The organism is Virgibacillus subterraneus (assembly GCF_900110695.1).
Lineage (GTDB): Bacteria > Bacillota > Bacilli > Bacillales > Amphibacillaceae > Lentibacillus > Lentibacillus subterraneus.
The window spans coordinates 15,346-32,964 of sequence record NZ_FOEH01000005.1 but is presented as its reverse complement, the minus strand read 5'-3'; the positions used below and the strand labels follow the sequence as shown (position 1 = coordinate 32,964).

Genomic DNA, 17,619 nt, shown 5'->3' with positions numbered 1-17,619 from the left:
TATTTTAAATTAGATTCATGTAAACTATGTTTCTGTAGATTTTCCATGAGCTATTCTTTAATTACCCTTTAATTGTTCTTAAGTTTTTCCGCTTCCCCCATGGTTTAAATATTGAGATGACAATCATTGTTCCCAGTGAAATGATTTGAAGGATGATTCCGATTAAAAATTGAAGTCGATTTTCGATAAAAACCGGATTATGCAGAGAATCCAAGCCTTCAGCTGCTGTAATGGAGAAAGCTTCCAATGTCCAGAAATAAAAACCGATGATACCTAAACCAATCGATACAATCGTTAATATCTCTTTAGTGATAATCCAGTAAAACTTAAACAGACCCCATTTGGTCCACACAGACAGCAAAATACCTGTTACAACAGTACCGATGGTAGAAGCCCGGACTGACGATGTCGCCATTATGTGCATGCTTGTATAACTGGCCTTCAATACACTCACATCATCTGTAGCTGCTGCGGCAATGCTTAAAACAAGAAATATCACACTATTGCCGAACAAAATCGCGGCAAATAAAAGGTGAAGAGACAACAACCATCTTTTTGGTGTAATCGCTAACGGTTTCATTGTGATCACCTCCTATCTCGTTGGATATTTTGTCTGGATTTTTTACCTTTGCTTACAGGATAAACATTATTTCTAAACTCCATCTAAAAAAATTCTAAAATAAGTATAAAAAAAACGTATAAAAATTAAAAACTCGCCGGAAGAGAATTTTCAGTTGAAAATTATTTAATTATCCTTTAATTAGTAACCTTCTCCCAAATCGTTTCAATGGATTGCGAATTGGAGGGATCCATTTCAATTTCCCCGCCAATTTTTTAATCTGCACAGTGACTGCCGCGATAGCACCCGTGGAATTGAGCCTCCAAATGCGTTCAAAAAGGTGCTCTATGCTGAATACATGACTGGGTTCATGTCCAACAATACAAGTACTTCTAATTCCATCCTTTTCTTCCATAGGCAGTCATCTTTTGGTCAGTACCGCAGTATTTTCTGCGCTAGGCTTAGATTCCTACACCTTTAAACAAATAAGAGTGGTATCTATCGCCAAAAATTGGTGATAGTTACCACTCTTATACTATATCCTCTCACAATTCCGTATGAATAGTGGACGAAACGGTTCTACATCTAAACATAAATTCGTTAACTAAAATTGTGTTTTTAATTTTGATGTCATTAGTCAGCTGACCTCAATATTGGATATACAAAATACAATATAACGACGCTAAGTATTAAAGGGAGAGAACTCCATGCCATTAGAATTTGTATTTGTACTCCAAACCCTAGAAACACAGATGTCACAGCGTATGAAAGTGGAATTAATCCTAGAGACCCCGTACGGATTAAACTCATAACACGACCTACTTTTGCTTGATCAGAATGAGATTGAACCAATGAAATCAGTGGAATATTGACACCAGGGTTAAGCATGCCAATAAGAATAATAATACCTACAGCTGCAAAGATAGAATTGACTTGACTAAAAATAAGCATCCCCGACCCTTGAAGGGCAATTAGGTATAATGCATATGCCCCTCTCTTACGCTGGATGTTAATAAGTCCTATGAGTATTGAACCAAGTATCATTCCAAACGTAAAACCACCCTGCACAAAACTAAAATCTACAGAGCTTCCATTAAGTACTCCCTCTACGAATATCGGTAGACCCATCATTAATGGACCAGATATAAAGAAGTTTACAATAATTGTAATGATAAACAAAGCTCTCAATAACGGTGAATTCCACGTGTAGCTAAACCCCTCCATCAATTGAACTTGAAAAGGCTGGTTAACCTTTTCCTGTTTGTTTAGATTATCATTACTCACCTTTATAAATAAAACACCGATCCCAGAGAGGCATAAGCACAACCCAATCAAAATTAGAACTATGCTATAACCGAAAAAGTTGATCAATATTCCTGCGAGTAAAGGTCCAGTGAATAAGGCAATTTGAATAGCTCCCTGAAGTAGGGAGTTTGCTCTTGTTAATTGGTCAATTTTAACAACCTTCGGTAAAAGAGCATCTCTGGAAGGCTCGAATAACCCTCCGCAAGCTCCAAAAAAAGTTGCATTAACAGCAAGAACCCATATGGGTACTTCTGAAAAGAGAGTGAAAAGGCCTGCAAGCGAAATCACTAGCAAGGCTAAAGATATATCAGAAAAACACATAATTTTCGTTTGTCTACTCTTATCCGCAACTACCCCTCCAATTACCATAGAAACCATTCGCATGGTCGTTAAACAAACCAATATAATTCCAAGAGATGCTTCCATACCGAGACTTTCTACGACATACCATGATTGGATAAACATAAACATTGAAAGACTTAAGCTTGAAATTACAGTTGTAAACCACAATAAAATAAATGATTTAGATTTCGATAAAGGGATCATGGCTTCTCTTTCCAATTGCTTCACACTATCCATAATAACTCTCCTTGATAAATTATTTTACACAGTAAGTTTATTTTAACCGTTTACCAAAAAAAAAAGAACATGTTAAGATTCTCCTTTTTTCTTTTCAAAGAGACCTTCCTCAACCTGAAAGCCAAGCATGTGAAAGTAATATAGTTTTGCATCTGGAGATGGTTCAGGTCTTTGAATTTTCGCAAGCTCCTCCATCAAATCTGAAAATTTCTGCTGCCAAGCCAAGAAATCTTCTTCTTTAGCATGAATTTCATAAGCACTCGACCTATACTTCCATTTGGCAGGGTCCTTAGAACCAGACTCATCTTGTAATGACTTCTCTGGGGCAGCAAGAATTCTTCTTTTCGATTGTTCCAACATGCTTATCATCATATGTCTGACCGTTTCTGTCATATCAGAATAAGGTATCAGAGACTGATCAGGTACGAATCCACCTGCAACAGCTTGATAAAACTTTTGTACAATCCCATTCTTTTCTTCTTGGTGTACTATTTCTACAAGATCATTTTTCTCTAATTCTTTTAAGTGATAGTGAATACGGGCTCTTGAAAGACTAAATACCTCGGAAAGTTGCTGTCCAGTTTTTGGCTTTTCCATTAAGCGTAAAAGTAATTCGGATCGAAACGGATCAGATAGAGCTTTAAGCTGTTCATGCGTAGTCAATATTTTTATATCTTTCATCGGTACACTCCATTTACTCAGTAAAATTATTTTAACAACAGTATGTAACAAGTAATTTATATTGTCAAACAGCATTACTCTTTTGTATAGTCTGATTAAAAATACTGACATCTCACTAGTAATAATTCGGTCACAAGATTAACCTTCTTCATTCAACGTTCCAGTTCAGCTATAATAGGCATTCTGAAAAATAACCTCATAACTGTCATTGGTCAATTTTAATTTACACAACAGGACCCTTTAGCCAAAAACAACACCCAAAAAGGGGGTAACGGTGAACTTTTATAAATGTCATTTATTTTAGGCGCTTCCATGCAAATTAACCGTTGGAAATGTAACATAATCAATAGCTACATCATTATTAAAGTCAAAAAAATTTCTATAAGGCTTAAAATATTTGTCCAAATTAAAGAAGATTTTGCAAAAGAGAAAAAGGCGATCCTATTGATCACCTTATTTAGCATCTACACCCATTGAATAAGAATAAAGGAATATTAACAATCTTGTCTTATATCTGAATGACTTTTCTATATATAAGCCTAAAATCATGCTCCCAGTGTGAACCGTCATGTGATGTTTCCCATGAACTTTTTATTGTATCTCCAGACTCATTGATTTCTCCAACAAAACGCTGACAAAAGTCTAATTGTGAAAAATCTGATGTATCCCTCCACACTTTCCAATAATTGTTTTCAAAACTCATATTATATAGACGAGTTACACCTCGTGAATCAAAATAGTGTTGTAAATAAGTACCAGTATTAGAATCATAGTCATAAACAATTGTACTGCTTGGGAACTCGGATTGATTTATAGAAGTTCGCTGAACCATAAACTTCTCTCTCTCCATCCAATCAAATATCGTTTGTCCATAAATCGAATTAGATTGGAAATGCGGATGAATTACTTCTATTTCCCATTTACCTAAAAAAAACTCTAATCGGTTTATCATTTCATCACGAATTGATTTTTTCATGAATAAGGATTCCCCCTTTTAATTTGAAATTTTCATAAATAAAAAAATCAGGTTAAAACTCACAACGAAGTTCTTTTAAACACTTCAGCCCGCAGTTGACTAAGAAACGATGTTTATAACTTGAATCTAGTTGAAATGTCTGTGAACTAGCGGGCTGTATTCATTAACCCCTGTATGCCTTCTGTAACTCTGCAAGATCAAGTTTTTTCATTTTCAAGGTTGCTTGTGTTACGCGCGCAACTTGTTCTGGTGTTCCATTGTTCATCATCGCTTCCTTATCTCTCGGTACAATCTGCCAGGACATTCCATACTTATCTTTCAGCCATCCACACTGCTCAGATTCAGGAACTGCGGAAAGCTTGTTCCAGTAGTTATCTATTTCTTCCTGCGTGTCACAATATACCGTCAATGAGATTGCCTCGCTAAAACTGAATGGATGATTTCCCGCGCTGTCCATTGCGGCTAACATTTGATTCTCAATTATGAAATCTGAAAACATAATGCTTCCTTCTTTGTCAGGTTCCATACCTTGAGGGTAACGGGCAATTGATCCTTTCTTTGCGTTATTGAATACTGATAGATAATAATTCATCGCCTCTTCGGCTTTGTTGTATTGATCACCGACAAACATAAGTGAAGGCATGATTGTAGGCCGCTCATCATCTTCAGGATTGGTTAAAATAAGTTGCCACGACAAACCATACTTATCCTGAATCCAGCCATATTTATCACTAAAGGAATACTTGTCAAGCGGCATTAACACTTTGCCACCTTCAGACAATTTGTTCCAAACCTGGTTTATCTTTTCACTCGCTTCTTTATCTCTCTTTGGGTCAAAATTCACCATGAAAGACACCGCTGGATTAAATTTGAAAATAGGTCCTGCATTGATGGACAAGAACTTTTGCCCCCACAACTCAAACGAAACTAAATGAGAGTCACCAGATGGTGTGTCGTCAAGTGGCGTTACACTCGTAATTCTGGATTCCGGAAAAATGGAAGCATAAAACGCTGCCGCTTCCTTCGCGTCCTTGTCATACCATAAATGCGGAACGATGCTTTGATGTGTTTTTGTCATCGTTAAATCCTCCTTAGAATTGTTATTAACTTCAATTACTCTGATGCTTATCCAGGAATTCTTCAAGCCGATCCAAGAGTTCAATGGCTCCTTCTTCCATACCCGCTTTTATCATGCCATCTCGACCTTCTACTGACTGATATACCGTAGTCTCGGTAAACTTCGTCTTACTACCAGGCATTTCTTCAAAGTGGATCGTGACAAGTCCGAGAAAATCAGAATAGCCTTCAACATCAAAGGTATTGATTATTTTTTCAGGTGAAGAGATTTCATGATAAACACCATTAAATGCATATTCGTTTCCTTCAACGTCTCGGTGAATGAATCGCCAAATGCCACCTTTTTTCACGTCCATCTGATCTACTGTAGTTGTATACCTTTTCGGACCCCACCACTCAGGGACTGTTATTGGGTCGGTATAAGTCTTAAACACAAGCTCCCGAGGTGCATTAAAGATACGAGAAATGACTACATCGTGTGTTCCTTTTTCAGCTATAATCCGAGTTTTTGACATATTATCACTCCTCTATTTTAAATTTGAGAAACATCATATTTGCTCGTCATCGCTCTTTTCAATAGCTTGTTTTTTCATTAAAAGATCTTCAAACCTGTCAAACTGTTCTTCTTTATCTCTGATGAAAGATTCTAACCATTTGTCCATCTCTACAAACGATTCTTGACGAATGGAATATATTCGTCTGTTCGCATCAGCCTTCACGCTAACAAGACCAACTTTAGCCAAAACATGAAGATGTTTGGATGACTGTGGCATTCGTAGTCCGAGCTTCTGAGAGACTTCCCCGACGGTTAGCGCTCCAAGGTCTCGCAGCAATTCAATGATGTTCATTCTATTGGGTTCAGCCAGAGCACTGAAAGTCGCGGCATTCATGCATACATCCCCTCCTTTCATTATCTGAAGATAATATACCACATCTCAAATTTTCTTTCAAGAGAAATTTCCTAATAAGGAAAATTCTCTTGAAAGAAAATACAAGAAGAAATTGTAAGCTTAGTGAATTTTTAACTACGTTATTATATTGAGGTCGCTAATGAGAAGATATCTTTAACCACGGCTTATAAGCTATACCACTGCCAGTTCCTCGACCTTCTTTAATCTATTTATCGACTTTAGTATGTTCTTTTTCTTTTCGCCACAAAAATCCCCTTTAGACAATCATATCTAAAGGGGGAAATGGTGCATCTTATTCTGAAGCCGAAAATACGCATTACACCGTCCTCAAACGAGGACGGTGTAAAAATAAATTTGTTTAATTTTTGGTGCAATTGCTGAATAACACTTCATAGATGTAACAATAAAGTCGTTTAAATTGATGGTTTTTCCACAATCGCGCCCTACTGTTGAAGATGTAATGTTTAGCTGCTTCAAAAATCCACAAACAGACGATCAAACTGTCAAAGATCTGACGTGTAAGTTGACCGCACTGCAGTAAATCTATCAAGGCTAGTTAGTTTATAATCTTTATGGGTGGTTCCATGCTCCCACGCGGTATCTCTGCCCAGCAAATAACCACCTTGCTGGGCTTGCTACTAGTGTTGGGGTGCAGGGGCTTCAGGTAGTCTATCCCTTTCCAATAGGTTTTACTTGTCTGAGTCCGGTCATGGTGAGAATGGCAATACCAATTATGACGATAGCACAAATGGCAGCTACTGCTTGCATGCCACTAGTAAAGGCTTCTCGGGCACTTGAGAGAAGAACCATGCCTACGTGCTCAGGAAGCATTTCTACTGCAGACATAGCACCAGCAAGGCTGTCGCGAGATGCATGTTCTTCAGATGGAGGGATGTCGGAAGTGATGGCACTTGCAATTTGTGCACGGTAAACGGCTGTTCCAACGCTACCCAGTATGGCGATGCCCAACGAGAAGGCGAACTCAGCATTCGTCTCTGATAAGGAGGCTGCTGATCCTGCTTTCTCAGGAGGAGCAGACCCCACCACTAAATCAGTGGCCAAACTGGGAAGAGGGGCTGTACCCAAATTGAAGAGCGCATAGCCTACCACTAAGATCATGAGTCCTGATTCTACCTGTACTTGAGTGAGCAACACACAGCCAAGTGTCGAGATCATGAGTCCCGTCCCGATTAAGCTCGCAGGGCGGATCCGGCGTGCGATAAGAGGTGAAATCAGCATGCCTACCATCGACATGAGTACTCCTGGGAGCATGCACAGCCCTGCCTTGAGCGGTGAAAGACCTTGCACAAACTGGAGATATTGCGCTACAAAAAGCATAAGCGCTCCTGTCAACGTAATACCGAACATGCCTACTAAAGCTATTCTAATAGTAGGTTTTGCAAATAAACGTAAATCAAGTAAGGGATTGCTCAACTTACGTTGCCTTAACACAAATAGTGTGCCAAAAAAAATACCAAAAACAATGGTGAATACCGAAATTAGATTCAAACCGTATTTAACTGATTCTTTAAGCCCGTAAATGAAGGGTAGAATAGATGCTAATGAAAGCGCAACGCTAATCAAATCTAATCGGGCAGCTATAGGGTCTCGATATTCAGGCAGTAATTTCGGTGCGCTCACAAGTAACAATAACATGACTGGAACACCCAGTAGAAATACCGAACCCCACCAGAAATGCTCCAGCATCGCGCCACCGACCAGTGGCCCCAAAGCCATACCACCCATAAAGCAAACCAACCATACGCCGATGGCGAAAGAACGTTGTTTTGGGTCACGGAACATTGTGCTGATTAAGGCCAAGGTTGATGGGGCTAGCGTAGCTCCAGCGATGCCAAGGATTGCGCGGGATGCAATTAGCATCTCTGCGCTTTGAGAAAACGCTGCTAACATTGAGGCAAATGCAAACGCAGCCCCGCCAATCATCAGCAATTTACGACGACCAACCTGGTCTCCGAGTGTACCCATAGTAATCAAAAAACCAGCGAGCATAAAGCCATAGATGTCAATGATCCACAATTGTTGAGTACTGTCAGCACCTAGATCAGCGCCAATGTGCGGTAAGGCAAGGATCATCACCGAAACGTCGATCGAAACGAGAAGAGTTGGCAGACCGAGCACAGCAAGTCCAATCCACTCCCGTATTCCAGCTTGTTTATCCGCCTCGATCATAACATGATTCATTTACGCCTCAATTCTTCACCTAAATTGTTAAGCAACGTATTCGTACCTTGTTCCCGAATGGCTGAAGTATCGTATCCATCAAGGAAGGCACCTTGCTCGGTAAAGATGAGTTGGGTGCTATCGCCAGTTGGCTTGAATTCAACTGTAGCTAGCGACACTGAAATTCGTATATCCTCTAGATCCATAGTATAGGCATAAACAATACGTTGTTCATGTATGATCTGTAAATATCGTGCATCAAAGGTGTACACCGAACCTTCTGGTGATTCTCCACGGTTGGTTTCGCGCCCGCCGACTTGGAAATCAAATTCAATAGGTTTCTGGAACCACCGTGTCTTGGCCTTGCGGTCTGCCCATGCTGCGTAGACGGTTGCAGGAGTGGCATCATAGATTTTTTTAATGGTAAATGTATCGTGAGATACGTAACGTCCATTCATAATAACTCACTTCCTTTTTTGGCATTGTCCAGACTTTCGGATAAGTGGTCACCAAGTCGTTCTAAATGCTTCTCCCAAATATTACGCTGAGCTATGAAATACTTATCATGATTCATTCTCATCACTCCTAATAGTTTAGTGAAATCTTCAACTGATACGTTTTCCTCCTCATGCATTAAACTTGACATGTTTTCTAATTGCATTAACAGTTTTTCTTGCATTGAAATATTTTCTTTAAGACGTGTAATTTGGAGTGATATGATCTCAATAGGGCTAAATCGATCACCTGATTGAACCGATTTAATTTCATTCAGCGTTAAACCCAATTCTTTTAATGATAGAATTTGCTGTAATACAGTAATATCAGATTCGTTGTATAGCCTGTGCCCAGAATAAGTATGCTCTGATGGTGAAAACAAGCGGATTTGATCATAGTATCGCAAAGTTCGAACAGTTAATCCTGCTATCTTAGCGAGTTCTCCAATTTTCCATAGCCGTTTCATGATCCTCTCCTTCTTTCGCATTATTTTTTACTAGCAATCAATCCTAAATCCAGTATATATCATTACGTTACGTAAGGTTCAAGTGCCTATGCCTATCATGATTAAATAACCACCTAATAAATATATATTGGGAGGTTTATCAAGAAGTATTAATAAACGATTCGAATCGTACTCTTACCATTCTTAACTATTTTTCCAGAAGCCAACAATCACTCACACCCACAAGTATTTATTACAGCCAAGAAAACAATACAGAAACGGCTATGTAAACATCAAAATTAGAAGGGAGCATTTATCTTAAATATTTAATTTTGATGTCTTGACAAGTAGGGCCATTACAATTTAGAGAGGTTTGTTTTCTTAGTTCAAGGAAACGTATCTTTCAATTGTTTGTCTATTGATAATTACAACAGGCTTACTTCAGAATATGGCCCGTTTGCGGTATAACCTTATATTACTGTTACCATAAGAATACCCTTTAGACAAATTACATCCAAAGGGTTAAAACGACATATCTTTTTTACAAACGGTACGACTTTATGTCAAAGCCACACTTAAACCTTCAATTTTTCGCTTTATATTCATATTGAAATCTCGAATAAAGTCAATTTGTACATCATATGTAAAAGGCACAGACATTCCCCCAATAAAAAACACACGTTCGATTACTTTAATTGTAATCGATAACGCGTGTTTTTTTAACAACTTTATTGTCACTCAACAAACTCTTTACTCACATTCTATAACTTTATTCAACCGTAACACTTTTCGCTAGATTCCTAGGTTTATCGACATCGCAGTCACGATGCAGTGCTGCATAGTATGCTAGAAGCTGCAACGGTACGACGCTTACTAGTGGCGTTAAGAGCTCATGTACGTGTGGTACAACAAATGCATCCGTATCCTGCTCTAAGCCTTTCATGCTCATGACCATTGCGTTTGCGCCACGTGCTTCTACTTCCTGTACATTGCTGCGGATTCCGTAATTTACTTCTGATTGTGTTGCTAAAGCAATTACAGGTGTTCCTTCTTCAATTAGCGCGATTGTTCCGTGCTTCAATTCTCCGCCGGCAAAACCTTCTGCCTGGATATAAGAGATTTCTTTTAACTTAAGCGCACCCTCTATACATACATAGTAGTCAGTGCTGCGTCCGATAAAGAATGCATTACGTGATGTTGCTAGATAGTTCTTTGCTAAGTCTTCAATAGCTTCTTTTTGTTCTGTTAGTACCTCCATCGCATTTGCAACAATGGCTAGCTCCTGCATTGGGTCAAAGTCTAACTGCAGTTCTTTTACCTGTGCTGTATCTACTGCCAATATAGCTAATACTGCCATTTGTGCTGTGTAGGCTTTGGTTGATGCGACTGCAATTTCCGGTCCTGCATAAAGATTTAATGTGTAATTCGCTTCACGAGAAAGGGTGGATCCTGGCACGTTCGTAATCGTTAGTGCTGGATGTCCCAATTCCTTAATTTTTACTAAAACTGATCGGCTGTCGGCTGTTTCACCACTTTGTGAAATAAACACAAATAATGGTTTTTCCGATAGCAGCGGCATATTATAAGAAAATTCACTTGCTACATGGACTTCGACTGGTACGTTTGCTAATTTCTCAATGAACTGTTTGCCAACTAACCCAGCGTGATAGCTTGTGCCTGCTGCAATAATATAAATGCGGTCACATGCTTTCATTGCATCACGAACATCCTGATCAAGCTTAAGGTTGTTGTCGTCATCCTGGTATTCCTGGATGATTCTGCGCATAACAAAAGGCTGTTCATCAATTTCTTTCAGCATGAAGTGAGGATATGTTCCTTTTTCGGTATCACTCACGTCAATTTGTGCTGTAAATGGTTTACGGTCAACAACTGTACCATTCAGCTTTTGCACCTCAACAAAACTGCGATTTACAAGGACAACTTCCTGGTCATAAATTTCAAGATATTGGTCTGTTTCTTTCAATGTTGCCATTGCATCGCTTGCAATTACATTGAAGCCGTCACCTAGGCCAATTAGTAATGGGCTTTTATTTTTTGCCACATAAATGGTATCCTGATCTTCTTTGTCGATTAATCCAATCGCATAAGAACCTTTTAATAGACTAATTGTTTGGCGAAATGCTTCTGCAGTGTCTTGGTATTTGTTGAAGTTTTTTTCAATTAGCTGAACAATAACTTCTGTATCTGTCTCACTGATAAACGAAACATCACCCAAATAATCTCTTTTTAAATCCTGGAAGTTTTCGATGACACCGTTATGAACAAGGGTGAACCTGCCTGTTGTGCTTTGATGTGGATGTGCATTCGTCGCACTCGGCACACCATGTGTTGCCCAACGTGTATGACCAATTCCCATTGTTGATTCAACTGTTTCATCTACACGGCCTCTTAATGCTGCAATTCGGCCTTTCACTTTAAAAAGATTCATTCCATTATCGTTTAACATTGCAATTCCCGCTGAATCATAGCCGCGGTATTCCAACTTTTCCAGTCCATTTAGCAATACGTCTTTTGTATCATTCTGTCCAATATATCCTACAATTCCACACATATCGTTGCATCCTCCTTGATTAAAAGAGGCAGACAAACGACCTGTACGTTTAATTATACTGGGGCGTTCGGCTGCCCCTTTCTCGTGTATATATAATTAATACATCCTGCTTTATTCCATTGTCCAACAAGTCACCTTGCTGTTTTAGAAAATAAAGCATATCGATTGGGATGTGCAATCGGGAGGTATCCGCCGATTCATTCGATTAACCTCCACCTCGTCAACTATCTTCGTTCCCGTCCAGAAAATAGTTCAGGCGCTTTTCGTACGTTATAACATCGATCCACCTTTCTATGTTTGACTAAATACATCCACCCTCGTGTTTATCCTAAAATTTCGGATAGTAAACCTTTTTATAGGGCTCATTACATTTTAACCGAGGCGAGCTTATACGGTCAATTACTTTTTTCGTAAGGGTGTTGTATTATGTATATGTCGAGTTTACATATATGTACATTATATGATGTCATCATGTATACTAGGAGAAAAATATGAGGTGAATCTAATTAAAGTATTTAGATCATATGATTATCAGAAACTTGCAAGGCTAAATGAAGTTGTTCATAATCTGCACGTTAAATTATACCCTCGTTATTTTAAGCCGTATAACTATTCAGAAATGGAAGTCGAGTTTGAAAAGTTAACGAAAAATGAAAAATACACCTTTTTAATTTTATCAGATAAAGGTGAAAACAAAGGTTTTATCTTTTTTGAAATACTGAATAAGCCTAGTACACCATTTAAAAATCCATATAAAAGCCTGTATGTGCATCAGCTCAGCATAAACGAGTCAGAGCAACGAAAAGGCTATGGACAAGCATTAATGGAGAAGACCCAACAAATTGCACACAACGAACAAGTTGATTGCATAGAGCTCGATTACTGGATTAAAAATGAATTTGCCAGACAATTTTATCAAAAAAATAATTTTGTACTAGAAAGAGTGTTTGTACGAAAAAATATTTGAAAGCCAAGGTGATAATCTATGAATATTGCAGATATCCCATTTAATATGAAATTTAAATACGGACCGAATTTACGGGAAGTTGCTCAGGATCAGTTGAGTATGCTTGAAGGAATGCTATATATTAAAGAACAGCTTAATGATAATACATATGATGATTATGAAAAAAGTAAACGGTACGGGTTACTTGGTTACTTTTTAAGAATAATAGGTGAATTGGAAGAAAGTAAAAAACACCTCAACAAAGCAATTACAATTTCCGAAAATACGAACAATGAGCAAAGTGTTTTTGTTAATAAAATACGTTTAGCAAATACCTATCAATGGGAGAACAAATTCGATATTTCCAACAAAATGTTTGCTGAATTAATTGAAATGGCAGAAACAGATTCGAATTATAGCGCATATTTGGACTTTGTCTATCAACATTATGGCAAAAATCTGTTTGACCAAAAGGAATTTCAGCGTGCGACAGATTACTTTAATAAAGCTTTGGAAATACGCCTGGAAAAAGGTAATAAAGATCTTATTTCAGAAACCGAACACGCTATTCGAACATGCAGTTATAAGTAGTCCTATCTTTCTACTCCTACAATCGAATACTAAACGGAAAAAGTGGCATGTGAAATTTATTTTAAAATCATGCCACTTTTTTGAACCGGCAAACGATAGTAATTATAGATCAAGCTCTACCCTGTTTAGCAAATGGATTAAGATTTCCCAAAGTGGATTTCAGGCTTGCTTCGTGATCTTCCTGGCGAATTCCTTCAGGTACGTTCTCACAAATGATAGTGACTTTGGTGCCCTCTGAGACAGTGTCCAGAGCCCAGGTCATGATCATTGCACCTGCAAACGAGGGATCCTCTGATTTGAATTTGATCTCCTGCACGATTTGCTTATCCTCGACCAGTTTTAAAAATATCCCCCGAACGACGTCAGTGTCCTCCGAAGTTTTGCCAGGCATCGAACGATCTGGGCTGACTTAGGTAAGAGACATTTGATAGGCTCCTCCTTCCCGGGGTTCGAAAAAGTTGATACTACCTTTCATCCCTTCCGGTGGTAGCCATGAAACGAGCGCCTCCGGGTCAGTGAATGGCTGGTAGATAGTTTGCGCTGATACATTAATAACTTTTGAAGCAGAATCAGTTCTCTTCTTGCCTGACGAGTTTGTCATGAAACATCCTTAGCGGAAGTATTTTATTATTGTTATAAAATGCCTGCTTAAAGTGCCCCTTCACTTTGCCATTCAATATCTATCTGATTTTCTCAGCCAACTCTAAAATAATCCCTTCTGGTCCACGAACGTAGCATAACTTATAAGCGTTTTCATAGTTTTGTATCTCACCAATAAGTTCCGTGCCTTTCTTTTTCAATTTGGCAACAACGGTTTCAATATCTTCAACAGCAAATGCAATATGCCGGATACCCAAGGTGTTTGCAAGAGATTGCTGAATACCTTTTTCATCTGACGGTGTATGGAATTTGACCAGCTCCAGAGTTGCCCCGCCTTCCGGCATCCCTAACATTACAACCGTCTCTCTAACATCATTAAGCCCAATTATTCGTTCTACCCACTCCCCTTCTACTTCTCCTTCCCCTAGCATTTCAAGCCCAAAATCGAGAAAGAACTCTTTAGCAGCAGAGAGATCATTTACAATTACACCTACATGATCTATTCTTTGGATCTTCATATCCATACCTCCTGTTATTTTGTAATTCTAATTCGCTAAAAACAGAACATATCCTTATTAACAATATGGCCCTTTCGTATTATGGAAGTATCGTTTTATTTTAATTATCATAAACCCCTTTAGAAAATAATATCCAAAGGGGTAACATGATGCCAATTTCCTAATAGGCATCTCAGCTTATTTCGCTTTCAAATTCACAGCTTATGCTTTTCCAAAAAGTCCAGCATACGGTTATAAACGTTAATTTCATTTTCCTTTTTGGAGAAACCGTGTCCTTCATCTTCAAGCACGAGATACTCGACATCACGGCCCGCTTCTTCAAGCTTGGCTACTATATTGTCGGATTCTTCTTTCACGACACGCGGATCTTTTGCTCCTTGGATAACGAGCATTGGCTTCGTCATACCATCCAAATATGTCACTGGTGAGTCTTTGATAAAACGTTCTTTATCACGTTCCGGGTCACCTAACCATCGGTCCATAATTGGCTTCCAGTGCGGTGGCACAGAATTGATGAACGAGAATAAATCGGATGGTCCAAAGATATCAACGCAAGCTTTAAAGTATTCTGGATGGCGTCCATGAAGTAATAATGTCATATAACCTCCATAACTGCCACCAACCAAGAATAACTTTTCACGGTCCGTTATAGTTTTCTCAAATAGCCATTCAATGCCCGCTACACAGTCCAAACGTGGCCCTTCTCCCCAGTCCTGTTCGACTAGTTTTACGAAAGATGACCCATAGCCTGTGCTGCCGCGGAAGTTTGGTGCAAAAATTGTGTATCCACGGTTGAGAAAACACTGGAACATCGAGCGGAATGACTTTCGCTCAGACGCTTGTGGTCCGCCATGTGGCCAAAATATCGTATAGCCATTATCATTTTCAGGTTTTGCCTTTAACAGTAAGGCTTCAATTTCCATCCCATCAAATGACTTATAGGAAACAACTTTAGGCTCAACCATATCATCGTTATCCAGTCCTAACACACGGTTGTTGGTCAATTGCTCCCACCCTTTACCGTCTTCCGATTTAAAAATATTATGTGGTACTGTCGCGCTTCGTCCTAATACATACATGTTCCCTGATTTTGCTACATGAATTTGTTCAATGACGTCGACTGGTGCCGACAGTTTTGTAAGACTCTTGACACTCAGGTCATAACGGTATAATTCATCCGTAACCCCATTTTCAGTAACAAGGTATAATGCATTATTCTCTTTATTGAATTTCAGTGATTCGACGCTTTCATTCTCGATTGAAATCAGTGATGAGAACTCTTTTGTTTCAAGTTCAAATTCAGCAACATAACTATATTCACTATCATAGTTGGTTACAAAATAAATCGTTTTTTCATCAACAAATACAGGATCGAATGTTACATGAACTTTTTCTGGATCAGGAGTTAAGCTGTGCTGTTCTTTACCGGTTTTAACAAATCCTGTAACAAACGTATTTGCAAAAGCCCTTAAATAAACAAAAGCATCCTCATTTTTCGAAACAGCTGCTAATTCGGTAGGAGACACTTCGCCAATATTGACTAATGTATCTGTGTTGTTTTCCAAATTACGGACACGCGCATTCAGAAATGACGGGTTTTCCTCTGAAGTCATGTAATAGACGCGCTTACCATCTTCACTCAGGTGCGCAAAAAAATACTTCTCCGCTGCTCCCCCTGAAATCAATGGCTGCGGTAAGCCACCCTCACTTGGTATTGCATAAATATGGTGGTTCTCATCACCGTCTTTATCGAATCCAGCTAATACGTGGCGATTTCCTGGGTCAAATTTGATAAAGCTACAGGATTCATCATGCTGGGCAAACTGATACGGAAATGTGTCAGGTAAATCCATTGCCCACAAGTTCATTTTTCCATTCAGATTTGAACTGAATACAAGACGTTTTTCATCATTACTCACTGTAAAATTCGTGATGACATACGTACGAAAAAATTGCTCCACAGTTGGTTTTGGAAATTGTATCATCATTTTCCCCCTAAAATTATTTCTTTTTTTTATAGATGTTTGAAAAGTTCCATTTGTAAGATTAATTATAACTTAAATTACGTATTGGAGATAGTGCGTTTGTGGTTTATTCCTTTTTTCGTTTTTCATGATTACTCTGGAATAGACATCACATATAAAAAAACCTAAATAACGAAAAACATATATTTCTGAATGTAAAAGCCTTTTATAAATAGCAACAACCTCCATATTTTTGGAGGTTGTTGTTATTTATTATTCAATTTCGATTCCTCCGTGCATTCCAGCTTCTTCATGTCCTGGAACACTACAAAAGAACTTGAATTCTCCTGTTTCTTGAGGAATAAACTTAATTTTAACTGTTTGACCAGATCTGGCGTTCATATGAATGTAATTTTCCTCCTCACCATGACCATCATCGTGACTACCACTAGCATGAACCTTGTTTAAACCCAAAATTTTATCAATTTCATCTGAAAAAGACATTTTTTCAGGATGGTCAGGCATCTTTCCCATATGAGTGATTTTTACATCAAGTTTTTTTGCAGTTAAATCATGAAAGATTTTTCCGTTATTTTTCAATACTAAAGTATATTCTTTACCTTCTTCCAAAGTAACTGAAGGTGGCGTATAACCCATCTCAAACGCAGATATTTTAATTACATTATCATTTTTTGATTCTTCTGAAGCAATGGGTTTATCTTTTTGTTGTTCCGTTTCTTCCTTTTGTTGCTGTTTTGGTTCCTCTACTGGCTTGTCCTTTTCTGGAGCAGATTCCTCACTACTTCCACAACCAGCAAGCAAACCTATTGTAACAAGGGCACTACCTATTAAATAAATCCCTTTTTGTTTTATTTCCATCAATTAAATCCTCCATAGTATTTTTTATCAACTTTATACAACTTTAACAAAAATTCTTTTAAAAAGCATCTCTGTTTTTATAAAATTGCGTCGTTCGTAAAACAAGGTATTTTCGTAAAAACTCAACTCCTTGTTCAGCTCTTGCACCCGGTAATGTAATTAGGAATTAGTATCTATTAGCTTATTTTGTTGATTAATAAAATTTAAGGGCTTGCAACAAGAGAACTTAATGCCCCAACTATTTCAAAAGGTACTTTTTCATTTCCTTCAACTACATTTCCCTTAAAGTCAATCTCCAAATCAATTGCATCAATATCATCTTAGAGAGCAAGTAGAATTG

19 protein-coding genes are annotated in these 17,619 nt (G+C 38.3%); 2 read left to right on the top strand and 17 right to left on the bottom strand.

Annotated elements, in window-relative coordinates; genetic code table 11:
• Nucleotides 1-61: 61 nt before the first annotated feature.
• From BMY13_RS14090 to glmS, 12 genes are all read right to left on the bottom strand, one after another.
• Nucleotides 62-580 carry a hypothetical protein gene (locus tag BMY13_RS14090; protein ID WP_092505325.1) on the bottom strand — a complete coding sequence of 173 codons (519 nt, stop codon included), beginning with the start codon at nt 578-580 and terminating at the stop codon, nt 62-64.
• A 612-nt stretch (nt 581-1,192) separates the two neighbouring features.
• Nucleotides 1,193-2,443, bottom strand: coding sequence for an MFS transporter (locus BMY13_RS14080; RefSeq protein ID WP_092505321.1), 1,251 nt, complete (start codon nt 2,441-2,443; stop codon nt 1,193-1,195).
• A 72-nt stretch (nt 2,444-2,515) separates the two neighbouring features.
• A complete protein-coding gene (locus BMY13_RS14075; RefSeq protein WP_092505319.1) occupies nt 2,516-3,124 on the bottom strand; it encodes an ArsR/SmtB family transcription factor in 609 nt (202 codons plus the stop codon).
• A 508-nt stretch (nt 3,125-3,632) separates the two neighbouring features.
• A complete protein-coding gene (locus BMY13_RS14065; RefSeq protein WP_092505315.1) occupies nt 3,633-4,100 on the bottom strand; it encodes a hypothetical protein in 468 nt (155 codons plus the stop codon).
• A gap of 163 nt (nt 4,101-4,263) precedes the next feature.
• Nucleotides 4,264-5,178, bottom strand: coding sequence for a VOC family protein (locus BMY13_RS14060; protein ID WP_092505313.1), 915 nt, complete (start codon nt 5,176-5,178; stop codon nt 4,264-4,266).
• Nucleotides 5,179-5,209: 31 nt separating this feature from the next.
• Nucleotides 5,210-5,692: an SRPBCC family protein gene (locus BMY13_RS14055; protein WP_092493995.1), complete on the bottom strand. Its 483-nt coding sequence runs from the start codon at nt 5,690-5,692 to the stop codon at nt 5,210-5,212.
• A gap of 33 nt (nt 5,693-5,725) precedes the next feature.
• A complete protein-coding gene (locus BMY13_RS14050; protein ID WP_390314106.1) occupies nt 5,726-6,088 on the bottom strand; it encodes an ArsR/SmtB family transcription factor in 363 nt (120 codons plus the stop codon).
• 669 nt (nt 6,089-6,757) lie between these two features.
• Complete coding sequence (locus BMY13_RS14045) at nt 6,758-8,290, bottom strand: MFS transporter (protein WP_092505311.1); 1,533 nt, start codon at nt 8,288-8,290, stop codon at nt 6,758-6,760.
• Entirely contained in the window at nt 8,287-8,727 is a 441-nt protein-coding gene (locus BMY13_RS14040) for an SRPBCC family protein (protein ID WP_092493992.1), read from the bottom strand. Before BMY13_RS14040 ends, BMY13_RS14045 begins: the two co-directional genes overlap by 4 nt.
• Nucleotides 8,724-9,230, bottom strand: coding sequence for a MerR family transcriptional regulator (locus tag BMY13_RS14035; RefSeq protein WP_092505308.1), 507 nt, complete (start codon nt 9,228-9,230; stop codon nt 8,724-8,726). The genes BMY13_RS14040 and BMY13_RS14035 overlap by 4 nt, the downstream gene beginning before the upstream one ends.
• 537 nt (nt 9,231-9,767) lie before the next feature.
• The gene (locus tag BMY13_RS14030; protein WP_092505306.1) at nt 9,768-9,947 is read right to left on the bottom strand and encodes a hypothetical protein; all 180 of its coding nucleotides are present in this window, start codon (nt 9,945-9,947) and stop codon (nt 9,768-9,770) included.
• 31 nt (nt 9,948-9,978) lie between these two features.
• Nucleotides 9,979-11,781 (bottom strand): glutamine--fructose-6-phosphate transaminase (isomerizing), encoded by a 1,803-nt coding sequence (gene glmS / locus BMY13_RS14025; protein ID WP_092505304.1) that lies wholly within the window; start codon nt 11,779-11,781, stop codon nt 9,979-9,981.
• A 496-nt stretch (nt 11,782-12,277) separates the two neighbouring features.
• On the opposite strand from glmS, the gene BMY13_RS14020 reads away from it, so the two are divergent.
• Entirely contained in the window at nt 12,278-12,748 is a 471-nt protein-coding gene (locus tag BMY13_RS14020; RefSeq protein ID WP_175476817.1) for a GNAT family N-acetyltransferase, read from the top strand.
• 18 nt (nt 12,749-12,766) lie between these two features.
• Nucleotides 12,767-13,318 carry a tetratricopeptide repeat protein gene (locus BMY13_RS14015; RefSeq protein ID WP_175476816.1) on the top strand — a complete coding sequence of 184 codons (552 nt, stop codon included), beginning with the start codon at nt 12,767-12,769 and terminating at the stop codon, nt 13,316-13,318.
• A 109-nt stretch (nt 13,319-13,427) separates the two neighbouring features.
• Here BMY13_RS14015 and BMY13_RS19790 read toward each other — a convergent pair whose 3' ends face one another.
• The 5 genes from BMY13_RS19790 to BMY13_RS13995 form a co-directional block, all read right to left on the bottom strand.
• Nucleotides 13,428-13,709 carry an SRPBCC domain-containing protein gene (locus BMY13_RS19790; protein ID WP_245736114.1) on the bottom strand — a complete coding sequence of 94 codons (282 nt, stop codon included), beginning with the start codon at nt 13,707-13,709 and terminating at the stop codon, nt 13,428-13,430.
• 18 nt (nt 13,710-13,727) lie between these two features.
• Nucleotides 13,728-13,919 carry an SRPBCC family protein gene (locus tag BMY13_RS19785; RefSeq protein WP_245736113.1) on the bottom strand — a complete coding sequence of 64 codons (192 nt, stop codon included), beginning with the start codon at nt 13,917-13,919 and terminating at the stop codon, nt 13,728-13,730.
• Between the two features lie 79 nt (nt 13,920-13,998).
• Complete coding sequence (locus BMY13_RS14005; protein ID WP_092505300.1) at nt 13,999-14,436, bottom strand: VOC family protein; 438 nt, start codon at nt 14,434-14,436, stop codon at nt 13,999-14,001.
• Between the two features lie 194 nt (nt 14,437-14,630).
• Entirely contained in the window at nt 14,631-16,421 is a 1,791-nt protein-coding gene (locus BMY13_RS14000; RefSeq protein WP_092505298.1) for a S9 family peptidase, read from the bottom strand.
• A 252-nt stretch (nt 16,422-16,673) separates the two neighbouring features.
• Nucleotides 16,674-17,279 (bottom strand): plastocyanin/azurin family copper-binding protein, encoded by a 606-nt coding sequence (locus BMY13_RS13995; protein WP_092505296.1) that lies wholly within the window; start codon nt 17,277-17,279, stop codon nt 16,674-16,676.
• Nucleotides 17,280-17,619 lie beyond the last annotated feature (340 nt).

What these genes read in the sequence shown, in the direction of transcription:
- BMY13_RS14090 (WP_092505325.1), bottom strand. Translation starts at nt 580, where the DNA reads ATGAAACCGTTAGCGATTACACCAAAAAGATGGTTGTTGTCTCTTCAC.
- BMY13_RS14080 (WP_092505321.1), bottom strand. Translation starts at nt 2,443, where the DNA reads ATGGATAGTGTGAAGCAATTGGAAAGAGAAGCCATGATCCCTTTATCG.
- BMY13_RS14075 (WP_092505319.1), bottom strand. Translation starts at nt 3,124, where the DNA reads ATGAAAGATATAAAAATATTGACTACGCATGAACAGCTTAAAGCTCTA.
- BMY13_RS14065 (WP_092505315.1), bottom strand. Translation starts at nt 4,100, where the DNA reads ATGAAAAAATCAATTCGTGATGAAATGATAAACCGATTAGAGTTTTTT.
- BMY13_RS14060 (WP_092505313.1), bottom strand. Translation starts at nt 5,178, where the DNA reads ATGACAAAAACACATCAAAGCATCGTTCCGCATTTATGGTATGACAAG.
- BMY13_RS14055 (WP_092493995.1), bottom strand. Translation starts at nt 5,692, where the DNA reads ATGTCAAAAACTCGGATTATAGCTGAAAAAGGAACACACGATGTAGTC.
- BMY13_RS14050 (WP_390314106.1), bottom strand. Translation starts at nt 6,088, where the DNA reads ATGAAAGGAGGGGATGTATGCATGAATGCCGCGACTTTCAGTGCTCTG.
- BMY13_RS14045 (WP_092505311.1), bottom strand. Translation starts at nt 8,290, where the DNA reads ATGAATCATGTTATGATCGAGGCGGATAAACAAGCTGGAATACGGGAG.
- BMY13_RS14040 (WP_092493992.1), bottom strand. Translation starts at nt 8,727, where the DNA reads ATGAATGGACGTTACGTATCTCACGATACATTTACCATTAAAAAAATC.
- BMY13_RS14035 (WP_092505308.1), bottom strand. Translation starts at nt 9,230, where the DNA reads ATGAAACGGCTATGGAAAATTGGAGAACTCGCTAAGATAGCAGGATTA.
- glmS (WP_092505304.1), bottom strand. Translation starts at nt 11,781, where the DNA reads ATGTGTGGAATTGTAGGATATATTGGACAGAATGATACAAAAGACGTA.
- BMY13_RS14015 (WP_175476816.1), top strand. Translation starts at nt 12,767, where the DNA reads ATGAATATTGCAGATATCCCATTTAATATGAAATTTAAATACGGACCG.
- BMY13_RS19790 (WP_245736114.1), bottom strand. Translation starts at nt 13,709, where the DNA reads ATGCCTGGCAAAACTTCGGAGGACACTGACGTCGTTCGGGGGATATTT.
- BMY13_RS19785 (WP_245736113.1), bottom strand. Translation starts at nt 13,919, where the DNA reads ATGACAAACTCGTCAGGCAAGAAGAGAACTGATTCTGCTTCAAAAGTT.
- BMY13_RS14005 (WP_092505300.1), bottom strand. Translation starts at nt 14,436, where the DNA reads ATGAAGATCCAAAGAATAGATCATGTAGGTGTAATTGTAAATGATCTC.
- BMY13_RS14000 (WP_092505298.1), bottom strand. Translation starts at nt 16,421, where the DNA reads ATGATACAATTTCCAAAACCAACTGTGGAGCAATTTTTTCGTACGTAT.
- BMY13_RS13995 (WP_092505296.1), bottom strand. Translation starts at nt 17,279, where the DNA reads ATGGAAATAAAACAAAAAGGGATTTATTTAATAGGTAGTGCCCTTGTT.